The sequence below is a fragment of the Tistrella bauzanensis genome (assembly GCF_014636235.1).
In the GTDB taxonomy this organism is placed as follows: domain Bacteria; phylum Pseudomonadota; class Alphaproteobacteria; order Tistrellales; family Tistrellaceae; genus Tistrella; species Tistrella bauzanensis.
Genome location: NZ_BMDZ01000080.1, coordinates 1 through 18,070, shown reverse-complemented (window position 1 = coordinate 18,070; position 18,070 = coordinate 1). Strand labels below are relative to the sequence as shown.

General features: G+C 68.7%; 21 protein-coding genes and 1 riboswitch. Of the genes, 17 read left to right on the top strand and 4 right to left on the bottom strand.

Annotated elements, in window-relative coordinates:
* The first annotated feature begins 134 nt into the window (after positions 1-134).
* A riboswitch (TPP riboswitch) is annotated at positions 135-243 on the top strand.
* The 16 genes from IEW15_RS22165 (at position 241) to IEW15_RS22095 (ending at position 14,909) form a co-directional block, all read left to right on the top strand.
* Positions 241-1,065 (top strand): ABC transporter ATP-binding protein, encoded by an 825-nt coding sequence (locus IEW15_RS22165; protein WP_188582075.1) that lies wholly within the window; start codon positions 241-243, stop codon positions 1,063-1,065. It overlaps the preceding riboswitch by 3 nt.
* Entirely contained in the window at positions 1,062-1,880 is an 819-nt protein-coding gene (locus tag IEW15_RS22160; protein ID WP_188582073.1) for an ABC transporter permease, read from the top strand. Before IEW15_RS22165 ends, IEW15_RS22160 begins: the two co-directional genes overlap by 4 nt.
* Positions 1,881-1,950: 70 nt before the next feature.
* On the top strand, positions 1,951-2,928 hold the full coding sequence (locus IEW15_RS22155; RefSeq protein ID WP_188582071.1) for an ABC transporter substrate-binding protein: 978 nt from the start codon (positions 1,951-1,953) through the stop codon (positions 2,926-2,928).
* Between the two features lie 325 nt (positions 2,929-3,253).
* The gene (locus tag IEW15_RS22150; RefSeq protein ID WP_229708509.1) at positions 3,254-3,727 is read left to right on the top strand and encodes a Na+/H+ antiporter subunit E; all 474 of its coding nucleotides are present in this window, start codon (positions 3,254-3,256) and stop codon (positions 3,725-3,727) included.
* Entirely contained in the window at positions 3,727-4,098 is a 372-nt protein-coding gene (locus tag IEW15_RS22145) for a monovalent cation/H+ antiporter complex subunit F (RefSeq protein WP_188582067.1), read from the top strand. The genes IEW15_RS22150 and IEW15_RS22145 overlap by 1 nt, the downstream gene beginning before the upstream one ends.
* Positions 4,095-4,481 (top strand): monovalent cation/H(+) antiporter subunit G, encoded by a 387-nt coding sequence (mnhG, locus tag IEW15_RS22140; RefSeq protein WP_188582066.1) that lies wholly within the window; start codon positions 4,095-4,097, stop codon positions 4,479-4,481. The genes IEW15_RS22145 and mnhG overlap by 4 nt, the downstream gene beginning before the upstream one ends.
* Positions 4,478-5,146, top strand: a complete 669-nt coding sequence (locus IEW15_RS26115; protein ID WP_229708507.1) for a DUF4040 domain-containing protein — start codon at positions 4,478-4,480, stop codon at positions 5,144-5,146. The genes mnhG and IEW15_RS26115 overlap by 4 nt, the downstream gene beginning before the upstream one ends.
* Positions 5,146-5,568, top strand: coding sequence for a Na(+)/H(+) antiporter subunit B (locus tag IEW15_RS26110; protein WP_229708505.1), 423 nt, complete (start codon positions 5,146-5,148; stop codon positions 5,566-5,568). Before IEW15_RS26115 ends, IEW15_RS26110 begins: the two co-directional genes overlap by 1 nt.
* A gap of 7 nt (positions 5,569-5,575) precedes the next feature.
* On the top strand, positions 5,576-6,139 hold the full coding sequence (locus IEW15_RS22130) for a cation:proton antiporter subunit C (protein WP_188582077.1): 564 nt from the start codon (positions 5,576-5,578) through the stop codon (positions 6,137-6,139).
* Positions 6,136-7,623 (top strand): monovalent cation/H+ antiporter subunit D family protein, encoded by a 1,488-nt coding sequence (locus IEW15_RS22125; protein WP_188582065.1) that lies wholly within the window; start codon positions 6,136-6,138, stop codon positions 7,621-7,623. Before IEW15_RS22130 ends, IEW15_RS22125 begins: the two co-directional genes overlap by 4 nt.
* A gap of 4 nt (positions 7,624-7,627) precedes the next feature.
* The gene (locus tag IEW15_RS22120; RefSeq protein ID WP_188582064.1) at positions 7,628-9,145 is read left to right on the top strand and encodes a proton-conducting transporter transmembrane domain-containing protein; all 1,518 of its coding nucleotides are present in this window, start codon (positions 7,628-7,630) and stop codon (positions 9,143-9,145) included.
* The gene (locus IEW15_RS22115) at positions 9,142-9,441 is read left to right on the top strand and encodes a hypothetical protein (protein WP_188582061.1); all 300 of its coding nucleotides are present in this window, start codon (positions 9,142-9,144) and stop codon (positions 9,439-9,441) included. The genes IEW15_RS22120 and IEW15_RS22115 overlap by 4 nt, the downstream gene beginning before the upstream one ends.
* Positions 9,431-11,194: a proton-conducting transporter transmembrane domain-containing protein gene (locus IEW15_RS22110; RefSeq protein ID WP_188582059.1), complete on the top strand. Its 1,764-nt coding sequence runs from the start codon at positions 9,431-9,433 to the stop codon at positions 11,192-11,194. Before IEW15_RS22115 ends, IEW15_RS22110 begins: the two co-directional genes overlap by 11 nt.
* A 142-nt stretch (positions 11,195-11,336) precedes the next feature.
* Entirely contained in the window at positions 11,337-12,767 is a 1,431-nt protein-coding gene (gene pyk, locus IEW15_RS22105) for a pyruvate kinase (RefSeq protein WP_188582049.1), read from the top strand.
* 129 nt (positions 12,768-12,896) lie between these two features.
* Positions 12,897-13,430, top strand: a complete 534-nt coding sequence (locus tag IEW15_RS22100; protein WP_188582046.1) for a GNAT family N-acetyltransferase — start codon at positions 12,897-12,899, stop codon at positions 13,428-13,430.
* A 12-nt stretch (positions 13,431-13,442) separates the two neighbouring features.
* Positions 13,443-14,909, top strand: a complete 1,467-nt coding sequence (locus IEW15_RS22095; RefSeq protein ID WP_188582044.1) for a hypothetical protein — start codon at positions 13,443-13,445, stop codon at positions 14,907-14,909.
* A 54-nt stretch (positions 14,910-14,963) separates the two neighbouring features.
* Here the strand turns inward: IEW15_RS22095 and IEW15_RS22090 are convergent, their stop codons facing one another.
* Positions 14,964-15,341, bottom strand: coding sequence for a DUF4870 family protein (locus IEW15_RS22090; protein WP_188582042.1), 378 nt, complete (start codon positions 15,339-15,341; stop codon positions 14,964-14,966).
* A 156-nt stretch (positions 15,342-15,497) separates the two neighbouring features.
* On the opposite strand from IEW15_RS22090, the gene IEW15_RS22085 reads away from it, so the two are divergent.
* Positions 15,498-16,475 carry a ChaN family lipoprotein gene (locus tag IEW15_RS22085; RefSeq protein WP_188582039.1) on the top strand — a complete coding sequence of 326 codons (978 nt, stop codon included), beginning with the start codon at positions 15,498-15,500 and terminating at the stop codon, positions 16,473-16,475.
* A gap of 21 nt (positions 16,476-16,496) precedes the next feature.
* Here the strand turns inward: IEW15_RS22085 and IEW15_RS22080 are convergent, their stop codons facing one another.
* The 3 genes from IEW15_RS22080 to IEW15_RS22070 all read right to left on the bottom strand — a co-directional run bounded on the left by IEW15_RS22080 (position 16,497) and on the right by IEW15_RS22070 (position 17,978).
* The gene (locus IEW15_RS22080) at positions 16,497-17,138 is read right to left on the bottom strand and encodes a QsdR family transcriptional regulator (RefSeq protein WP_188582037.1); all 642 of its coding nucleotides are present in this window, start codon (positions 17,136-17,138) and stop codon (positions 16,497-16,499) included.
* A 104-nt stretch (positions 17,139-17,242) separates the two neighbouring features.
* Complete coding sequence (gene arfB, locus IEW15_RS22075) at positions 17,243-17,689, bottom strand: alternative ribosome rescue aminoacyl-tRNA hydrolase ArfB (protein WP_188582035.1); 447 nt, start codon at positions 17,687-17,689, stop codon at positions 17,243-17,245.
* 139 nt (positions 17,690-17,828) lie between these two features.
* Positions 17,829-17,978 (bottom strand): hypothetical protein, encoded by a 150-nt coding sequence (locus IEW15_RS22070; protein ID WP_188582034.1) that lies wholly within the window; start codon positions 17,976-17,978, stop codon positions 17,829-17,831.
* Between the last annotated feature and the right edge of the window lie 92 nt (positions 17,979-18,070).

The following is an 18,070-nucleotide window of genomic DNA, read 5'->3' as shown; positions in this document are numbered from 1 at the left end:
TCCCTCCCAAGCCAAAAAGGTCGACAACGAGAGATTCAGACTTTTTCCGCTCTGTCACGCACAGTTTCACCCGATTGCCCTGGGGGCTGGCACTCCAGGCCTTGCACGACCATGTCGACCGGGGCATAGTAACCGCTTCACTTGGGGGGAGCCGCATGATGGCGGCTGAGAGGTTCCCGGCACGGAACGACCCCTGAACCTGATCCGGTTCGCACCGGCGGAGGAACAAGTGGTCGCAGCATGCCCGACACCCCTGATCTATCCATTATCCTGACCGGCGCTTCGCCGGACCATTGTCATGCCGGCGTCTCGCCGGACCATCGTCACGCCGGCGATGCGCCGCCGGCTGTCGACATCACCGATGTCCGGGTCCGCCCGGGCGGGCGGCTGGTGCTGGACGGCTGCGGCCTGACCCTGCCGGCCGGCCGGATCACCGCGCTGCTGGGTGCCAGCGGCTCGGGCAAGACCACCCTCATGCGCCTGATCGCCGGGCTCGATGTCGCGGGCCTTGAAACCGGCCGGGTCACCGCATCCGACGGCCGGCCGCTCGACGGCCGTATCGCCTGGATGGCACAGCAGGATCTGCTGATGCCCTGGGCACGGGTGATCGACAACGTCACCCTGGGCGACCGGCTGCGCGGCCGGCCCGTCGATGCGCCCCGTGCCCATGCCATGCTTGATGCGGTCGGCCTTGCCGGTACCGCCCGGCTCCGGCCGGCGGCGCTGTCGGGTGGCATGCGCCAGCGTGTGGCCCTGGCCCGCACGCTGATGGAGGACCGCCCCGTGGTGCTGATGGATGAACCCTTCGGTGCGCTGGATGCCGTCACCCGCCACGGGCTGCAGGATCTGGCCTGCCGGCTGCTGCGCGGCCGCACGGTGCTGCTGGTGACCCATGATCCGCTGGAAGCGCTGCGGATGGGCGAGAACATTCTGGTTCTGTCGGGCCGGCCGGCGGTTGTGCTGCGGGTGACACCGCCACCGGGGGCGGTGCCCCGGCCGGTGGATGCCCCCGATCTGGGCGCGCGCCTGGCCGGGCTGATGGCGGTGCTGGAGGCGCGGCCATGACCACCATCGACGACACGATCCCCGCTCCCGCGCCGCAACGGACATCCACCGGTGGCGGCTGGTGGCGCGGCCTGATCGTCGCCGCCGGATTGATCGGCATCTGGTGGGCGATCGTGATTGTGGCGGGCATGCCGGCCTTTCTGCTGCCGGCGCCCGACCGGGTGGCCGTGGCGATCTGGGTGAACCGCGCCATGCTGGCCGATCACGCGCTGATCACCGCGCTGGAGATCGCACTGGGCCTTGGCGCCGGCGCCATGGTCGGCATCACCGCGGCGCTGGCGATCGCCGGTGCCCCGAAGCTGGGCCGCTGGATGATGCCGGTGATGGTCGGCGCCCAGGCATTGCCGGTCTTCGCCCTGGCCCCCCTGCTGACCCTGTGGTTCGGCTATGGCTTCACGCCCAAGATCGTGATGGCCGGGCTGATCATCTTCTTCCCCGTCGCCATCGCCTTTCTCGACGGCCTGCGCCGGACAGAGCCGGGTTGGCTCGACATGGCGCGGGTGATGGGGGCACCGCCCGCGCGCCGGCTGCTGCTGATCCGCCTGCCGGCGGCGCTGCCGGCGCTGGCATCCGGCCTGCGGGTGGCGGCCGCCGTGGCGCCGATCGGCGCGGTGGTCGGCGAATGGGTCGGATCGTCGGCCGGGCTCGGCTATCTGATGCTGCATGCCAATGGCCGGATGAAGACCGACCTGATGTTCGCGGCCCTCGCCGTGCTGGTCGCCATCACCCTGTTGCTCTATCTCGCGGTCGATCGTGGCCTCAGGGCGGCGATGCCCTGGCAGGCCGACGCGCTGGATGGCCCGCCCGCGACCTGACGGCCGCCGCCGGCCGATCCCCCTCGACCGCATCCGCCCCCATAATCCATATCATCGGAGGATATGCCCCATGACGCGGAGCCTCATGCGCCGCGGCCTGTCGCCGCGCCGTCTGGCGGCGGCGGCCCTGATCGCCGCCACCACCGCCTTCAGCCCGACCGGCGCCTCGGCCGCCGATAAGCTGGTCCTGCTGCTGGACTGGTTCGTGAACCCCGACCATGCGCCGCTGCTGGTGGCGCAGGAGCAGGGCTATTTCACCGAGGAAGGCCTGGATGTCGAGATGATCGCCCCGGCCGACCCGTCGGACCCGCCCAAGATGGTCGCGGCGAAGCGGGCGGATCTGGCGGTGACCTATCAGCCGCAACTGATCGCCATGGTGCATGAGGGCCTGCCGCTGAAGCGGGTCTCGACCCTGGTGGCAACGCCGCTGAACAGCCTGATCGTTCTGAAGGACGGGCCGATCCAGACGCTGGCCGATCTGAAGGGCCGGCGGATCGGCTATTCGATCGGCGGCTTCGAGGATGTGCTGCTGGGCCGGATGCTGGCCTCGGCCGGGCTCACCACGGATGACGTGACCCTGATCAACGTCAATTTCGCCTTGTCGCCCTCGGTGATGTCGGGACAGGTGGACGCGGTGATCGGGGCCTATCGCAATGTCGAACTGGTGCAGATGGACCTGGAAGGCCGCCCCGGCCGCGCCTTCCTGGTGGAGGAGCATGGCATTCCGCCCTATGACGAGTTGGTGATCGCGGCCCATGCCGACAACGCCGCCGATCCACGCTTCGCGGCCTTCAACCGGGCGCTGGAAAAGGGCGTGCAGTTCCTGGTGAACCATCCCGAGGCATCGTGGGAGCTGTATATCAGGGGCCGGCCCGAGGTTGCCGATGAAGGCAATCGCCGGTCATTCTTCCAGACCATCAGCCGCTTCGCCCACAGCCCCGCCGCCCTCGATCACGGCCGCTGGCGGCGCTTCGCGACCTTCATGGCCGATGCCGGGCTGATCGACGCCCCCCGGCCGGTGGAGGACTATGCCCAGGACTGGCGCTGAACGCCACTGACGCGAGGCCGCCGCGGCCGGCCGGATCAAGCTGGTCCGCCCCGCTTGCGACGACGTGTCGCAAGGGGGGCGTCTTCATGTCGGGACAAGGGCTTATCGGACCGAATTCGTCCGGATTTCCTTGACCCGTCCCAGGTTTCTTGGGAAAAACGCGGGCCAGGGAGGCGGCACCGGACGGGGACCGACCAGCGTCCCGCGCGCATGCACGACACGACCATCCGCACGGCCCGATCCATGGCCGCGGCACATGTCGGGCAACGCCAGGCGCCATGCCTCCTTGCCGTATGGGGTCATCAACCACTCAAGGGGGACTGCGGTGGCGCGAGCCTTCGGCCTGTTTCTGGCTTTGCTCACGACCTGGCTGCTGCTGTCGGGCGTCTACAAGCCGCTGATCATCGGCTTCGGCGTGCTGTCCTGTGCCTTTTCGGTATGGGTCGCGCGCTGGCTGGGCGTCGTCGACCGGGAAGGCGCGCCGCTTGGCATGCTGCCACGTGCCATCCGCTATTGGTTCTGGCTCTCGGTCGAAATCGTGAAGTCCAACATCGACGTGTTCAAGCGCGTCTGGGGGCTGGCGCCGATCGATCCGGCCTGGAAGGTGGTGCCGACCAGCCAGCGCACCGATCTGGGCCGGGTGCTCTATGCCCAGTCGATCACCCTGACGCCGGGCACGGTGTCGGTGGATATCGAGGATGGCCGCATCGTTGCCCACGCGCTGCATGCAAGTGCCCTCGACGCGCTGGATGAAGGTGATATGGACCGGCGCTGCACCGCATTGGAAGGGCCGGCCTGATGTTCATCGCCGCAACGATCGCGCTTGTGGTCGCCATCCTGATGGCACTGGCGCGCGGCCTGCTTGGCCCCACCCTGTTCGACCGGGTGCTGGCCACCAACGCCATCGGCACCAAGATCGTGCTGCTGATCGCGGTTGTGGGTTTCCTGACCGACCGGCCGGCCTTCCTGGATCTTGCCGTCACCTATGCGCTGATCAACTTCATCGCCACCGTGGCGATCCTGAAGCTGCTGCGGGTCGGCCATCTGCGCAGCATCACGCCCGAGGATGCCGCCGAGGAAGAGGCCAGACGCGGATCGGCCCGGGGTGACGCCGCGACGCTGCGATCCGGCACCCCCGGCGCCAGGACGCCGAAGGGAACACGTCCATGACCGGCCAGATCATCATCGACCTGATCTCGTGGGCGCTGCTCATGGCCGGCGCGCTGTTCGTGCTGACCGGCGCGCTTGGCCTGATCCGGATGCCCGATTTCTATACCCGCCTGCATCCGGCGGGCATGATCGACACCTTCGGCGCCTGGCTGATGCTGGGCGGCCTGTGTGTGCAGGCCGGCTTCACGCTGGTGACCGTGAAGCTGATCATCATCGGCCTGCTGCTGTTCTTCACCTCGCCCACCGCATCGCACATCGTGGCCAATGCCGCCTTGGTCGCGGGCGTGAAGCCCAGCGGCCGGCGCATCGGCGATGCCGGCGCCGGCGGGGTCACCAAGCCGGATGCCAGACGCGCCACCCCATCGAAGGGAGCCCGACGGTGATCGAGATCGGACCCTGGTCGATCATCGCCGTCGACCTGCTGAACGCGGCACTGCTGCTGATGCTGATCGCGATCGGCGTCGCCATCGTGCGGACCCGCAACCTGCTGACCGCCGTGCTGCTGCAAGGCATCTATTCGCTGGTGATCGCGGCGCTGTGGACCGTGCTGGACGCCATGGACGTGGCCTTCACCGAGGCCGCGGTCGGCGCCGGCATCTCGACCGTGCTGTTCCTGGCCGCCATCACCCTGACCGGCCACAAGGAAAGCAGCCGCGGCCACAATCCGGTACTGCCGCTGATCGCCGTCGTGGCGACGGGTGCGGCCCTGGTCTATGCCACGGCCGACATGCCGGCCTTCGGCGACCCGCAGGCCCCGGCGCAGACCCATGTCGTGCCCGACTACATCATCGGCTCGGAACAGGTGCATCACATCCCCAACATCGTCACCAACGTTCTGGCCAGCTATCGCGGCTATGACACGATGGGCGAGACCGTGGTGGTGTTCACGGCGGCGCTGGCGGTGACGATGATTCTGGGCGGCGGGGCTGCCACCCTTGGCCGGCGGCGCCGCCATGCCCGCGAGGATGATGTCGACGACACGCATGACGCCGTCAGGGCGGATGACGGATCGGGCGACGGCGACACCGCGAAGAGAGGCGACGCCTGATGCGCGACCATTACCTGATCCTTCGCGTCGTCTCGAAGCTGCTGATCCCGTTCATCATCATGTTCGGGCTCTATGTGCAGTTCCACGGCGAATACGGCCCCGGCGGCGGCTTTCAGGCCGGCGTGATCATCGCTTCGGCCTTCATCCTGTATGCGCTGATCTTCGGCCTGACCACGAAACAGCGGCTGCGGCTGCTGGGCGTGGCGCGGGTGCTGGCGCCGCTGGGGGCCATCATCTTCGTGGGCACCGGCTTCGTCACCCTGCTGTTCGGTGGCAATTTCCTGGAATACGCCGTGCTGATCGACGGCGATCCCACCACCGGGTTGCTGGTCGGCATCATCGTAGTCGAACTGGGGGTCGGCATCGCGGTCACCGCCTCAATGATCGCGCTCTTCTTCACCTTCTCGGAGAGGCGCGACTGACGTGGAGATGCTGGGTCATTTCAACTACTGGGTCTCGATCATCCTGATGATGACCGGGTTCTATGCCGTGATCGCCTCCACCAACATGGTGAAGAAGCTGATCGGCCTGGGCATGTTCCAGACGGCGGTGTTCCTGCTCTACATCTCCATCGGCAAGGTGCGCGGCGGAACCGCGCCGATCCTGATCGACGGGGTCGCTGCGGGCGACGTCTCGTTCTCGAACCCGCTCACCCATGTGCTGATCCTGACCGCGATCGTGGTGTCGATCGCGACCACCGCCCTCGGCCTCGCGATCGTCGTCAGGATCCGCGAGGCCTATGGCTGCATCGAAGAGGACGAGACCATCGCCATGGACATGGCCGACGAGCGTGCCGAAGACGCCATGCCGCCGACCATTGCGGATGCCAAGCGCCGGTTGGGCTGGCTGCCGCGCAGCCAGGCCGCATCGCGCGCGCCCCTGCCCGCACAGCTCCCCGATCGCAAGCCCGCAGCATCGCGGCCACTGGCACCGCGCAAGGGACCGACCGGCCGGCGCAAGAGCGCGCCCCGCAAAGGGAAGGGCCGTCCATGAGCCTGCTTGCCCATCTTCCGGCGCTTCAGGTGGCTGTCCCCCTGATCGCGGCGCCGATCGTGGCCATGGCCGGCCGGCGGCGCTTCGCCTATGGCGTGCTCATCCTGGTCAGCCTCGCGATCTTCGCATCCGCCATCCTGCTGACCCGCCAGGTGCTCGACACCGGCCCGATCAGCTATGCCATGGGCAACTGGCCGGCGCCGATCGGCATCGAATACCGCATCGATCTGCTGACCTGCCTGGCCTTGCTGCTGGTCTCGGGGATCGCCGCGATCTGTGCGCCCTATGCCCCCACCTCGATCGATGCCGAGATCGAGCCCAAGCGCATCCCGGCCTTCGTCGCCATGTATCTGCTGGCGATATCGGGCCTGTCGGGCATGGTCGCCACCGGTGACGCCTTCAACATCTATGTCTTCATCGAGATCACCTCGCTGTCGACCTATGCGCTGGTCGCCATGGGCCGCGACCGCCGGGCACTGTCGGCCGCGTTCCAATATCTGGTGATCGGCACCGTCGGTGCCACGTTCATCCTGATCGGCATCGGCCTGATCTACATGATGACCGGCACGCTGAACATCGCCGATCTGGCGGTCAGGCTGCCGGCGGTGGAAGGCAACCGGGTGGTGGTCGCGGCCTTCGCCTTCCTGGTCATCGGGCTTGCGATCAAGATCGCGCTGTTTCCGCTGCATGTCTGGCTGCCCAACGCCTATGCCTTCGCGCCATCGCTTGTATCCGCCTTCCAGGCGGCCACGGCCACCAAGGTCGGCATCTATGTGCTGCTGCGCTTCGTGGTGTCGGTGTTCGGCGCCTCCTATGCCTTCGAGGCCATGCCGCTGGGCTGGACGCTGATCCCGTTTGCCGTGGTCGCGATGTTCGCGGGCTCGCTGGTCGCGATCTTCCAGGTCGATCTCAAGCGGCTGTTCGCCTATTCCAGCGTCGCCCAGATCGGCTACATCATGCTGGGGCTGGCGCTTGGCACCCAGGCCGGCCTGTCGGCGGCGCTGATCCATCTGATCAATCACGGGCTGATGAAGGCGGCCTTGTTCCTGGCGCTGGGCCTGATCGCGGTGCGGCTGGGCGGCACACGGCTTGAACACATCCAGGGGCTGGGCCGGACCATGCCGGTGACGGCGGCGGCGATGGTGATCGGCGGGCTCAGCCTGATCGGCGTGCCGCTGACCTCAGGCTTCATCAGCAAATGGTATCTGGTGACCGCCACGATCGAGGCCGGCATGTGGCCGCTGGCAGCACTGGTGATGGCAAGCTCGCTGCTGGCGGTGATCTATGTCTGGCGGCTGGTCGAGATGATGTATTTCCGCGACCCCGTGGAGGGCGCCGCCGAGGCCTGTAGCGGCCGATCCAATCCCTGGCTGGCCTGGCCGGCCTGGACTGCGGCAGCGCTGTGCATCTATTTCGGCATCGACACCCGTGCGACCGCCGGCCTGGCCGAACTCGCGGCCCGTGCTCTGACCGGAGGCGCGTGATCCGATGACGCCAGAAACCCTGCTGATCGCCTCTCTGCTCTCACCCCTCGCGGGCGGCCTGCTGATCGTGGCCGCCGGCCGCAGCCCCGGCCTGCGCGACGCGCTGATGGTGTTGTCGGGTGTGGCCACCGCCGTGTTCACGCTGATGCTGACGGCGCAGGTGATCGACGGCGCCCGGCCGGCGCTGGCACTGCACGAGCTGATGCCCGGCCTGACCATCGGCTTCGCGGTGGAGCCGCTGGGCATGATCTTCGCGGCTGTCGCCGGCACGCTGTGGCCGATCACCGCGGTCTATTCCATCGGCTATATGCGCGGCAATCACGAAGCGCATCAGACCCGCTTTCATCTGTGCTTCGCCATCGCCATCGCCAGCGCGCTTGCTCTCGCCTATGCCGACGGGCTGCTGTCGATGTTCCTGGCCTATGAGGTGTTGACCCTTTCGACCTATCCGCTGGTCACCCATGCCGGCACCAAGGCGGCGGTCAAGGCCGGGCGCACCTATCTGGGCATCCTGCTCGCCACCTCGATCGGCTTCCAACTGACGGCGATCATCGCGGTGTTCGTGCTGTCGGGCACAGTGGCCTTCACTCCCGGCGGCGTGCTGCCCGACGGGCTGTCGCCGGCGCTTCTGGCGCTGCTGCTGGGCCTGTTCGCCTATGGCATCGGCAAGGTGGCGCTGATGCCGCTGCATGCCTGGCTGCCGGCAGCGATGGTGGCACCGACCCCGGTCTCGGCGCTGCTGCACGCGGTGGCGGTGGTCAAGGGCGGCGCCTTCGCCGTGGTCAAGGTCATCACCTACACCCTCGGCACCGACCGTCTGGCGGCGGCCGGGGCCAATGACTGGCTGGTCTGGGTGGCGGCGGCCTCGATCGTCATCGCCTCGTCGATCGCGCTGACCCAGGATCACCTGAAACGGCGGCTGGCCTATTCCACCATCAGCCAGCTTGCCTATGTGACGCTGGCGGCGGCGATCATGGCGCCCTTGTCGATCGTGGGGGCGGCCATGCACATCGCGGCCCATGCCGTCGGCAAGATCACCCTGTTCTTCGCGGCCGGCGCCATCCACACCGCCGCCCACAAGGATTATGTCAGCCAGTTGGACGGTATCGGCCGGCGGATGCCATGGACGATGGGCGCCTTCACGCTGGCCACCCTGTCGATGATCGGCCTGCCGCCGGCGGTGGGCTTCACCAGCAAGTGGTTCATGCTGGAAGGCGCGCTGTCGTCGCAATACTGGGTGGCGGTGGCGGCTTTGGCCGCGTCGACCCTGCTGAACGCGGCCTATTTCCTGCCGATCGTGTGGCGCGCCTTCTTCCGGGCACCGGTGGCGGCGAAATCCGTGGGGGCGGCCGGCGCCCAAGGCGACGATCATCACGGCCCCCATGGCGAGGCGCCCCTGCCGATGGTGCTGGCGATCATGACCACCGCCGGCCTGACCCTGCTGCTGTTCCTCTACCCCGATCCCGTGCTGGCGCTGGCCGAGGCCCTGGCCAACGCGGTCACTCAGGGAGGTGTGCGTTGACCGGCTCCGTCCGTTCCAAACCTGCCCCGCCCGCCCGGGCCACGGCGTCGGCACCGCTGGCGCTCGGCGTGTCACGGATCGGGCTCGGCATCGCCGTGGCGGTCCTGGTGCTGTCGGCCCTGGCCGAGCTTGGCATCCATCGCCACGGCTATCTGGGCTTCGACGAGATCTTCGCCTTTCATGGCTGGTTCGGCCTGCTCGCCGGGCTTGCCGCCGTGGTTGTCGCGCGTGGGCTGGTGCTGACGCTGGGCCGCCCCGCACCCCCCCCGGCCGCGGAGACCGACGATGATGACTGACGCCGGGATGACGGATGCCGGCCTGTTCGCCACCCTGCCGCCGACGGTGCTGCTGCTTCTGGGTGCGCTGCTGACGGCGCTGCTGCCACGCGCGCTGCGCGCGGTGCCGGTGATCCTGGCGCCGCTTGCCACCCTGGCGGTGGTGTGGCTGCTACCCGATGGCGCAGGCCCGGCCCATGCGTGGCTGGATCAGGTTCTGGTGCCGGTATCGGTCGATGCCACGGGCCGCGCCTTCGCCACCATCTTCGCGCTGGCGGCGCTGGCCGGCGGCCTTTATGCCCTGCCCCGCGCCGGCACGACCGAACTGGTGGCGGCGCAGGGCTATGGCGCCGGCGCCATCGGCCTTGCCTTCGCCGGCGATCTGCTGACCGTGCTGGTGTTCTGGGAGATCCTGGCGGTCGGATCGACTGTGGTGATCTGGGCCGCCGGCACCGACCGTGCCCGGCGCGCGGCCATGCGCTATCTGCAAGTGCATCTGTTTGGCGGCATGGTGCTGATGGTCGGCATCGCCGGGCATCTGGCTGGTGGCGGTGACAACACCGTCGCCGCCCTGACCGACGGGCTGAATGCCGGCATCTGGACCGCGTGGATGATCCTGGCCGGCGTGGTGATCAACGCCGGCGCGCCGCCGCTGTGGTCGTGGGTGTCGGACGCTTATCCGACGGCGTCGTCCACCGGCATGGTGTTCCTGTCGGCCTTCACCACCAAGGCGGCGGTCCTGGTGCTGATCCGGCTGTTTCCCGGCGCCGAGATCCTGATCTGGACCGGCATCGTCATGGCCGCCTATGGCGCGGTCTATGCGCTGGTGGAAAACGACCTGCGCCGGGTGCTCGCCTTCTCGATCGTCAGTCAGGTGGGCTTCATGGTGACAGCGGTCGGCATCGGCACGCCGCTGGCGCTGGCCGGCGCCTCGGCGCAGGCCTTCGCCCATATCCTGTACAAATCGCTGATGACCATGGCCGCCGGCCACATGGTCGCCGCCACCGGACGGCGGGATCTGGCCGATCTGGCCGGCATCGGCCGGCGGATGCCGCTGACCTGGGCGGCACTGCTGATCGGCGGGCTGGGGCTGGCGGCCGTGCCGCTGACCGCCGGCTTCGTGTCGAAGGGCGTTATCCTGTCGGCCGCCGGCAAGGATGGCTTCGGCGTCGCCTGGGCCTGTCTGGTCGGGCTGGCGGTGGTGTCCAGCGTCTATGCGGCGCTGAAGCTGCCGATCGTGCTGTGGGGCACCACCGGCGCGCGGCGGATCACCACCACCAGCCGGGGCTTGGATGGCGGCACGCTGGCTGAGCCCGGTGTGATGCAGATGGTGGCCATGGCCTTCCTGGCCGCCCTGGTCATCGGGATCGGCATGGTTCCCGGCACGCTGCTGGGCCTGTTTCCGGCTTCGGCGGATTATGCGGTGTTCACGGCCGACCATCTGATCACGCAGGTGCAGCTTCTGGCGGCGGCGGCAGTGGTCTGGTTCCTGGCGGCGCCACGTCTGGCACCCGGGCATGGCCGCCTGCGCGATCTGGACTGGATCTATCGCAGCCTGATCCCGCGCCTTGCCTCGGAATTCGCCATCCATGGCGATCCACTGCGCAGCGGCATCGTCCGGCGGATCCGCCATCGCATCGACTTCGTGATGGCCAGCGTGTTCCGCATCCATGGCCCCGAGGCACCACTGGCCCGCGACTGGCCGACCGGCGGCACCGTGCTTGGCATCACCGTGATGCTGGGTCTGTGTCTGGTTGTCTATTACGCCGCCTGACCAACACAAAGCGCCCCACCAGACGCCCCGCATGCCCGGCATCGCGGGGCGCTCTGTTTTTGTCATGGCACGATGCTGGCAGGCTGCCGCCATCAGGCTATGCTGCCCGGCCATCGATCCTGGTTCGAAAGGCCCGACACCGATGTCCATACCGCCACGCCGCGACCGGGCCGCGAAGATCATCGCCACGCTTGGCCCCGCCAGTGCCGATGACGCCGCCATCCGCCGCCTGTTCCTGGCCGGCGCCGATGTCTTCCGGGTGAATATGAGCCATGGCGATCATCCGACCCATGCCGGCGTGATCGCGGCGATCCGCCGGGTCGAGGCGGATATGGGTCGGCCGATCGCGATCATGGCCGATCTGCAAGGCCCCAAATTGCGCATCGGTACCCTGCCGGATGATGGCATCGGCCTTGCCGTCGGCGACAGCTTCACCCTGTGCCTGAACGAGACCGAGGGCAACGCCAACCGCGTGGCCCTGCCGCATCCGGAAATCTTCGCAGCCGCCCGCGCCGGTGACCGGCTGCTGCTGGATGACGGCCGGATGGTGCTGCGGATCACCGCTGTCGATGATGGTGAGATCGGCACCCGCGTCGAGACCGGCGGCCATCTGAGCAGCCGCAAGGGGGTGAATGTCCCCGATGCCGCGCTGGATCTGGCGGCCATCACCCCCAAGGACCGGGTGGACCTGGATTTCGCGCTGGACCAGGGGGTCGATCTCGTGGCGTTGAGCTTCCTGCAATCGGCCCGGGACGTTCAGGCCCTGCGCCGGCTGGTCGGCAACCGCGCGCGGATCGTGGCCAAGCTGGAAAAACCCCAGGCGCTGGATGATCTGGCAGCGGTGGTGGAGGCCGCCGACGCGATCATGGTCGCGCGCGGCGATCTGGGCGTGGAGCTGGGTGCCGCCGCCGTGCCGATCGCCCAGCGCCGGGTGATCAAGGCCGCGCGCGCCGCCGGGCGGCCGGTGATCGTCGCCACCCAGATGCTTGAAAGCATGATCGAGGCGCCGGTGCCGACCCGCGCCGAGGCATCGGATGTCGCGACCGCGATCTATGGTGAGGCCGACGCGGTGATGTTGAGCGCCGAAACCGCGATCGGCCGCCACGGCGTGGCGGCGGTGACGGTGATGGACAGCATCATCCGCAAGGTCGAGGCCGACATGGCCGCGGATATCGAACCCCAGGCCTTCGCGACCCCGGTGGAGAAGGGCGCGCCGGTGCCCAAGGCGGTCAGCCGGGCGGTACGCGAAATCGCGGCCAGCCTGGATTGCGCGGCAGTGGTCACCTTCACCTCATCGGGCCACACGGCCCTCGCCATCGCGCGGGAACGCCCGGTCTCCCCCATCCTGGGCCTGACGCCCGACATCGGCACCGCCCGGTTCCTGGCGCTGGTCTGGGGCGTGCACAGCCTGCGATCGGCCGAGGTCGACACGATGCCGGACATGATGGAGATCGTGCACGACTGCGTTGCCCGAAGCGGCATCGCCCGGGCCGGCGATGTGGTGGTAATCACCGCCGGCATCCCCCTCCGCACGCCGGGCACCACCAATCTGATCCGGGTCGCGACGATCTGACATTGGCCCCTGACGCCGGCGCCGCCGCAATGCCGCCATGCGGCCGGCGCGCTGGTGCATGCCCGCCGGCGAGGCTAAGGTTCGAGCTTCCGCTGCCACAGCGTCACATGAACCGACAGAGCGCCTGCCATGCTGCGTCCAGCCTGCCCGACCGATGCCGCCGCCATTGCCGATCTGGTGGCCATGGCCGACCCGCTCAGCATCGGTGGCCTGACCGGGCTGGACGACCCGGCCGCGGCGATGGCCGCCTATCGGGCGCTGGTCCAGAGCGCCTCGGGCGTCGCCTCCCATCTCCATGCCCGGGTGTTCGAACAGGACGGGCGGGTGATCGGGGTGGTCGTTGCCTATCCCGGTCGGCTGGTCGTGGCGGACGACATCCCGGCCGAGGCGCGGGTGACCGAGGCCGGCGATTTCTATATCGATAATGTCGCGGTGTTTCCCGAACATCGCGGCCAGGGCATCGCCCGACGGCTGATCGAAGCCGCCGAGACCACAGCGATCGGTGATGGTTTCCCGGCGGTGTCGCTGATCGTCGATGAACGTAATCACGATGCCTTCACGGTTTATGACCGGCTGGGCTATGCGATATCGGGCCGGGCGGTGGTGCGCGGCGAGGTGTTCCACCGGATGCGCAAACCGCTGCCCGCCGGCGCCGGCCGCTGACGGCCACCGGTGATGCGCCCCTCCGCCCCGAACACGCCCTCTGCCGGCCGGACCTATCCGCCGCACACCCGCGCCGCGGCACTGGTGATGATCGCGACCGTGCCGCTGGTTCTGCTCGCCTGGCTGTTCAAGACGCCGGGCTGGAGCCTGGCGGCCGGCATCGCTTTGCTGGCCTATCTGGCCCTCACCTGGGCCGATCTGCGCCGCTCGACCCGGCGGGCGGTGGGCGCCATGCTGATCATCGGCTGGTCGGCGCTGCTGATCACCGGCGCCGATCCGGTGTCGCTGGCGGCCCGGCTTTCGGACAATGCTGTGGTCGGCGTGCTGATCGTTGCCTGCGGGATGCTGGCGGTGCCCGCGGCCTCGCCGCGATATGTGGCCGAGCTTTCCCGGCTGGTCTCGGGCGCCAGCGGCCGCCGACCACCGCTCAGCCGGCTGGCGCTGGTGTTCTGGACCGGCCATCTGCTGGGCGCGCTGCTGAACATATCGGCGCTGTCGGTGCTGCTGCCAGCGCTGGGTGGCGCGCGGGCGCGCGACAACCGGCTGATGCGCAGCCTGCATCGTGGCTTCGCCCTGGCCGGGTTCTGGAGCCCGTTCTATGCCACCGTCGCCATCGTGCTGATCGCCTATCCGGGGGCGGGATGGCGTGGCCTGCTGGTCGCCACCCTGCCTGTTCTGCCAATCGCCTTCCTGCTCGACATGGCCGCGGCACTCCGCCATGGCCGCACGGCGCTCGCCCGCGCGGTGGTGCCGCCCACCGACGAGGCACGCGCGGCCGACGCCGCCGAGGCCAAAGCCCGGGATGCAGCCACCGCCGGCCAACGCGGTCCGTCGCTGTGGCTGGCAGCCGGCGGCCTCGCCTGCCTTGGTATCGGGCTGGACCTGGTGATGCCCGGTCCCACCCTGGTCTGGGTGATCGTGGCGGCGCTGATCGCGGCCCATGTCTGGATGCTGTGGTCGCAAGGGCCGCGCGCCACCTGGACGCGGCTGGTGCGCCCCCGGCTGATCGGCCCGCCGGGCATGACACTTCAGGCCAACGAAATCGCCGTGTTTGCCGCCGCCGGGCCGCTGGCGGCGGGGCTGGCGGCGATCCTGGCGCCGGCGGCACCCGATATCGCTGCCGCCGCGAACGCGGTGCCACTGTGGCTGGCGATCCTGGCGGTGCAGATGGCGATCTTCGGCCTGTCACATCTGGGTGTGCATCCGGTCGCCTCGATCCTGCTGGTCGCGGGCGCCCTGCCCGATCAGGTGGTGGCGGGGCGCGAAGCGCTGTTCGCCGGCGCCAGCCTCGCCGGCTATACCCTCACTTTGCTCGCCTCGCCGTTCAGCGTCACCGGCCAGGTCTTCGCCAGCCTGACCGGCGCCTCACCCTGGAACCAGACCGTCACCCGCAATATCGGCTATGCCCTGATTATGGGGCTGGCCGTCGCCTTCTGGCTGGATCTGGGCGCCCTGTCATTGCTGGCGGTTCTGGATTGAACCGCGAGCGGACGGCATTCAACGCGGAGCCGGCATTCAACGCGGAGTCTGCATTCAACGCGGAGTCTGGCCCTTGCGCATCCGCAGCCAGCCACGGATGAAGCGATAGGCCATCCACAGCCAGGTGATGGCGATGATCACGAAGCCGATCACCACGATGGTCAGCACATAGCCCACGACATTGGCGATCACGCCGAACCAGAAGGTCTCCACCATATAGCGGTAATGCGCCCGCTCATTGGTTTCGGTGTCGAGCATGAAGAACCGGACATGGGCGATGATGCTGGCCACCACCAGCGGCAGCGCCGTCAGCAGCCCCAGCAGATGCAGGCCATAGGTGACCGTCAGCATCACCTCGGCCTGATGGGCGCTGCGGTCGGGGGCACCCGGCACACCGGGACGCAGTTCGAATTTGGGCTCGCTCTGGGCCATATCCTGCTTCGGGCTCCGTCTGGTGCGGTTCGGTGCTTGGCAATCACGCCGGTTCAGGCGAAATGTAGGGATGGTCGCAAGCCGCCGCCAGCGTCCCGTTGCATCCCCTGCCGCATACGCTCCATGCCGCGCGCTTCCCGGAGACCATCCGAGACCATGCCAGCCCCCCACGCCGCAACCATACGCCCCCGCCATAGCGGACTGATCCGGCCGATCCTGTGCGCCATCCTGGTCGCGACCCCGGCCCTGATGCCGATCCCGGCCCTGGCCGCAGACACGGCCGTGCCCACGGCGTTCACCGATGCCGCGGCCCGCACCGATGTTGTGGCGCTGGGCGAGCGCCACGATCATGCCGGCCATCACCGCATCCAGGCCGCGGCCTATCGCGCCCTGATCGCCGCCGGACGCAGGCCGGCGCTGGTGATGGAGATGTTCAGCCGCGACGCCCAGGCCGCGATCGATGCGCTGACCGCAGGCCTCGGACCGTCACCGACGCCGGCTGCGGTCGACGAGGCGCTGGACCGGATGCCGGACGTTTCGGGCTTCACCGCCGGCGGCTGGCGCGACTGGTCCGCCTATCGCCCGGTGGTGGCGGTGGCACTGGACCATGGCCTGCCGGTGCTGGCGGCCGACTGGCCGATGGCCGATCGCCGGGCGCTGAGCCAGGATGGCTGGCAGGCACTGCCGGCCGATTTCGTCACCCGTTTCGGGCTGGACCAGCCGGCGGCGCCCGCGGTGGTCGACGGCCTGACCGCGGCGATCACCGCCGGCCATTGCGGCCATGCGCCGGAAGCGGCGCTGCCGGCCATGATCCGGGTGCAGCGTGCACGGGATGCCGGCATCGCCGGCGCGGCGCTGGACGCCCTGGCGCGGCCCGATATCGATCAGGCGCTGATCATCGCCGGCAGCGGCCATGTCCGCCGCGATCTGGGCGCGCCGCTCTATCTGGGCGATGCCGCGGTCCTGGCGGTGGGGCTGGCCGAAACCGGCGCGGACGACCCCGAGCCCGGCCTGCGTGATCCCCGGCCGGACGAGCCCTTCGATCTGGTCTGGGTGGCGGAGGCGCAACCGCGCGAAGATCCGTGCATCGCCTTCAGGGCGGCGCTTGAGGCGATGAACACCGCCCCGAAGTGACCGCACCGATCCCGGCCGGCCTCAGACGGCAGAGCGCTTCGGGGCCCCGTCGAGATGGGAGGTCCGCTGCCCGTTCTGTTCCAGCAGCAGGGCGGCCACGTCGACGGCGGTGCGGATATCGCGCGGCGGCCCGCCCAGCAGATCGGCATACATATAGGCATCGCACAGCCGCACGGTCGCCTCGGCCAGCATCGGGATCGGCAGCCCCGGAACGAAATGGCCGGCTGCCGCCTCTTCGGCCATCACCTCGCCCATCAATGCGGCCGCACGGGTCTCGATCGGTCCCATCGATGTCGCCAGCCGGATGAACAGCAACGGTTCGCGCTGGACGAAGGCCTTCAGCGGCTCGGCCTGAAGCACCTCGGCCATGAATTCATGCATCAGCACCAGAATCCGACGGGTGCCGGTCAGGCCGCGGACCCGGCGTTCGGCGGTGCGGAAGCTGTGTTCGGTGCGGTCGGCCAGCACCATGCCAAGCAAACGGTCGCGATTGCCGATCCGCCGGTACAGGGTGGCACGGCCGACGCCAAGTTCCGCCGCCAGCTCCGACATGTCGATCGCCTCGCCGCGCAGATAGCGGCGCACACCGGCGCGCACAACCTCGGCTTCCCCTGCACGGCGGGGGCGGTCGTCCTGCTGTTCAGAGATGGTCAACTCAGTCATCGGACCTGCTCGTTAAGGCATCTGGTACGGCATTGTCGCAAGCCATGGCGGACATCGGTATCCCCACCGAGACACTGTCGCATAGTGGTGACCGCAGGCATCGGTCAATCCATCGCACCCGGCCGGCCCCGGCCACGCTTCACCGATGCACGTCGGGTTTTCTCGTCCAGGCGTCGACGCTTGGCGCCAAGGCTGGGCCGGGTCGGCCGCCGTTTCGGATCGCGGTGGCGGGCCTGGGCGATCATCCGACGCAGACGATCGCGAGCGTCCTCGCGGTTGCGCTCGCGGCTGCGGAAGCGATCGGCCAGGATCAGGATGCAGCCGTCATCGGTGGCGCGGCTACCGGCCAGTTCCAGCAGCCGGCGGCGGGTCTCGTCGTCGCCCACCCCCTCGGCATCCGCCACCCGGAAGCGCAGCCGCACGGCGGTCGACACCTTGTTGACATTCTGGCCGCCGGGGCCCGATGCCAATAGATATGTTTCCTCGATCGCCCGCTCGTCGAGACGGACACCACGGGCGACACGATCGATATCGTCATCCTTCAGGCTCATGGCCGTCAGGATGGTCAGCCGGCGCCGCCGATGCAAGCCGGATCGACGGCCGTCATCGGCGACTTTGGTCGAGAGGCCGGATCGCCGGGCCCGAAACGTCCCGGCGTTGCCGCGATCATGCGATCAGGCCCATACCCGCTCAGGCACGCACCCGGGCCAGAAAGCCATCGACCTGCGTCTTCAACTGCACGCCGTTGCGGCTGAGTTCGCCGGCCGCCTCCAGCACCTGATTGGCCGCGACATCGGTTTCGCGCGCGGCATTGGTGACGGTCGCGATGTTGCTCGACACCCCAGCGTTGCCCTAGCAGCCTGTCGGAGTTGACCCCAAGGGTCTGGTTCGATCCGGTTTAGGGGCGTGCGGTGCTTTGATTGTGCGGTGAT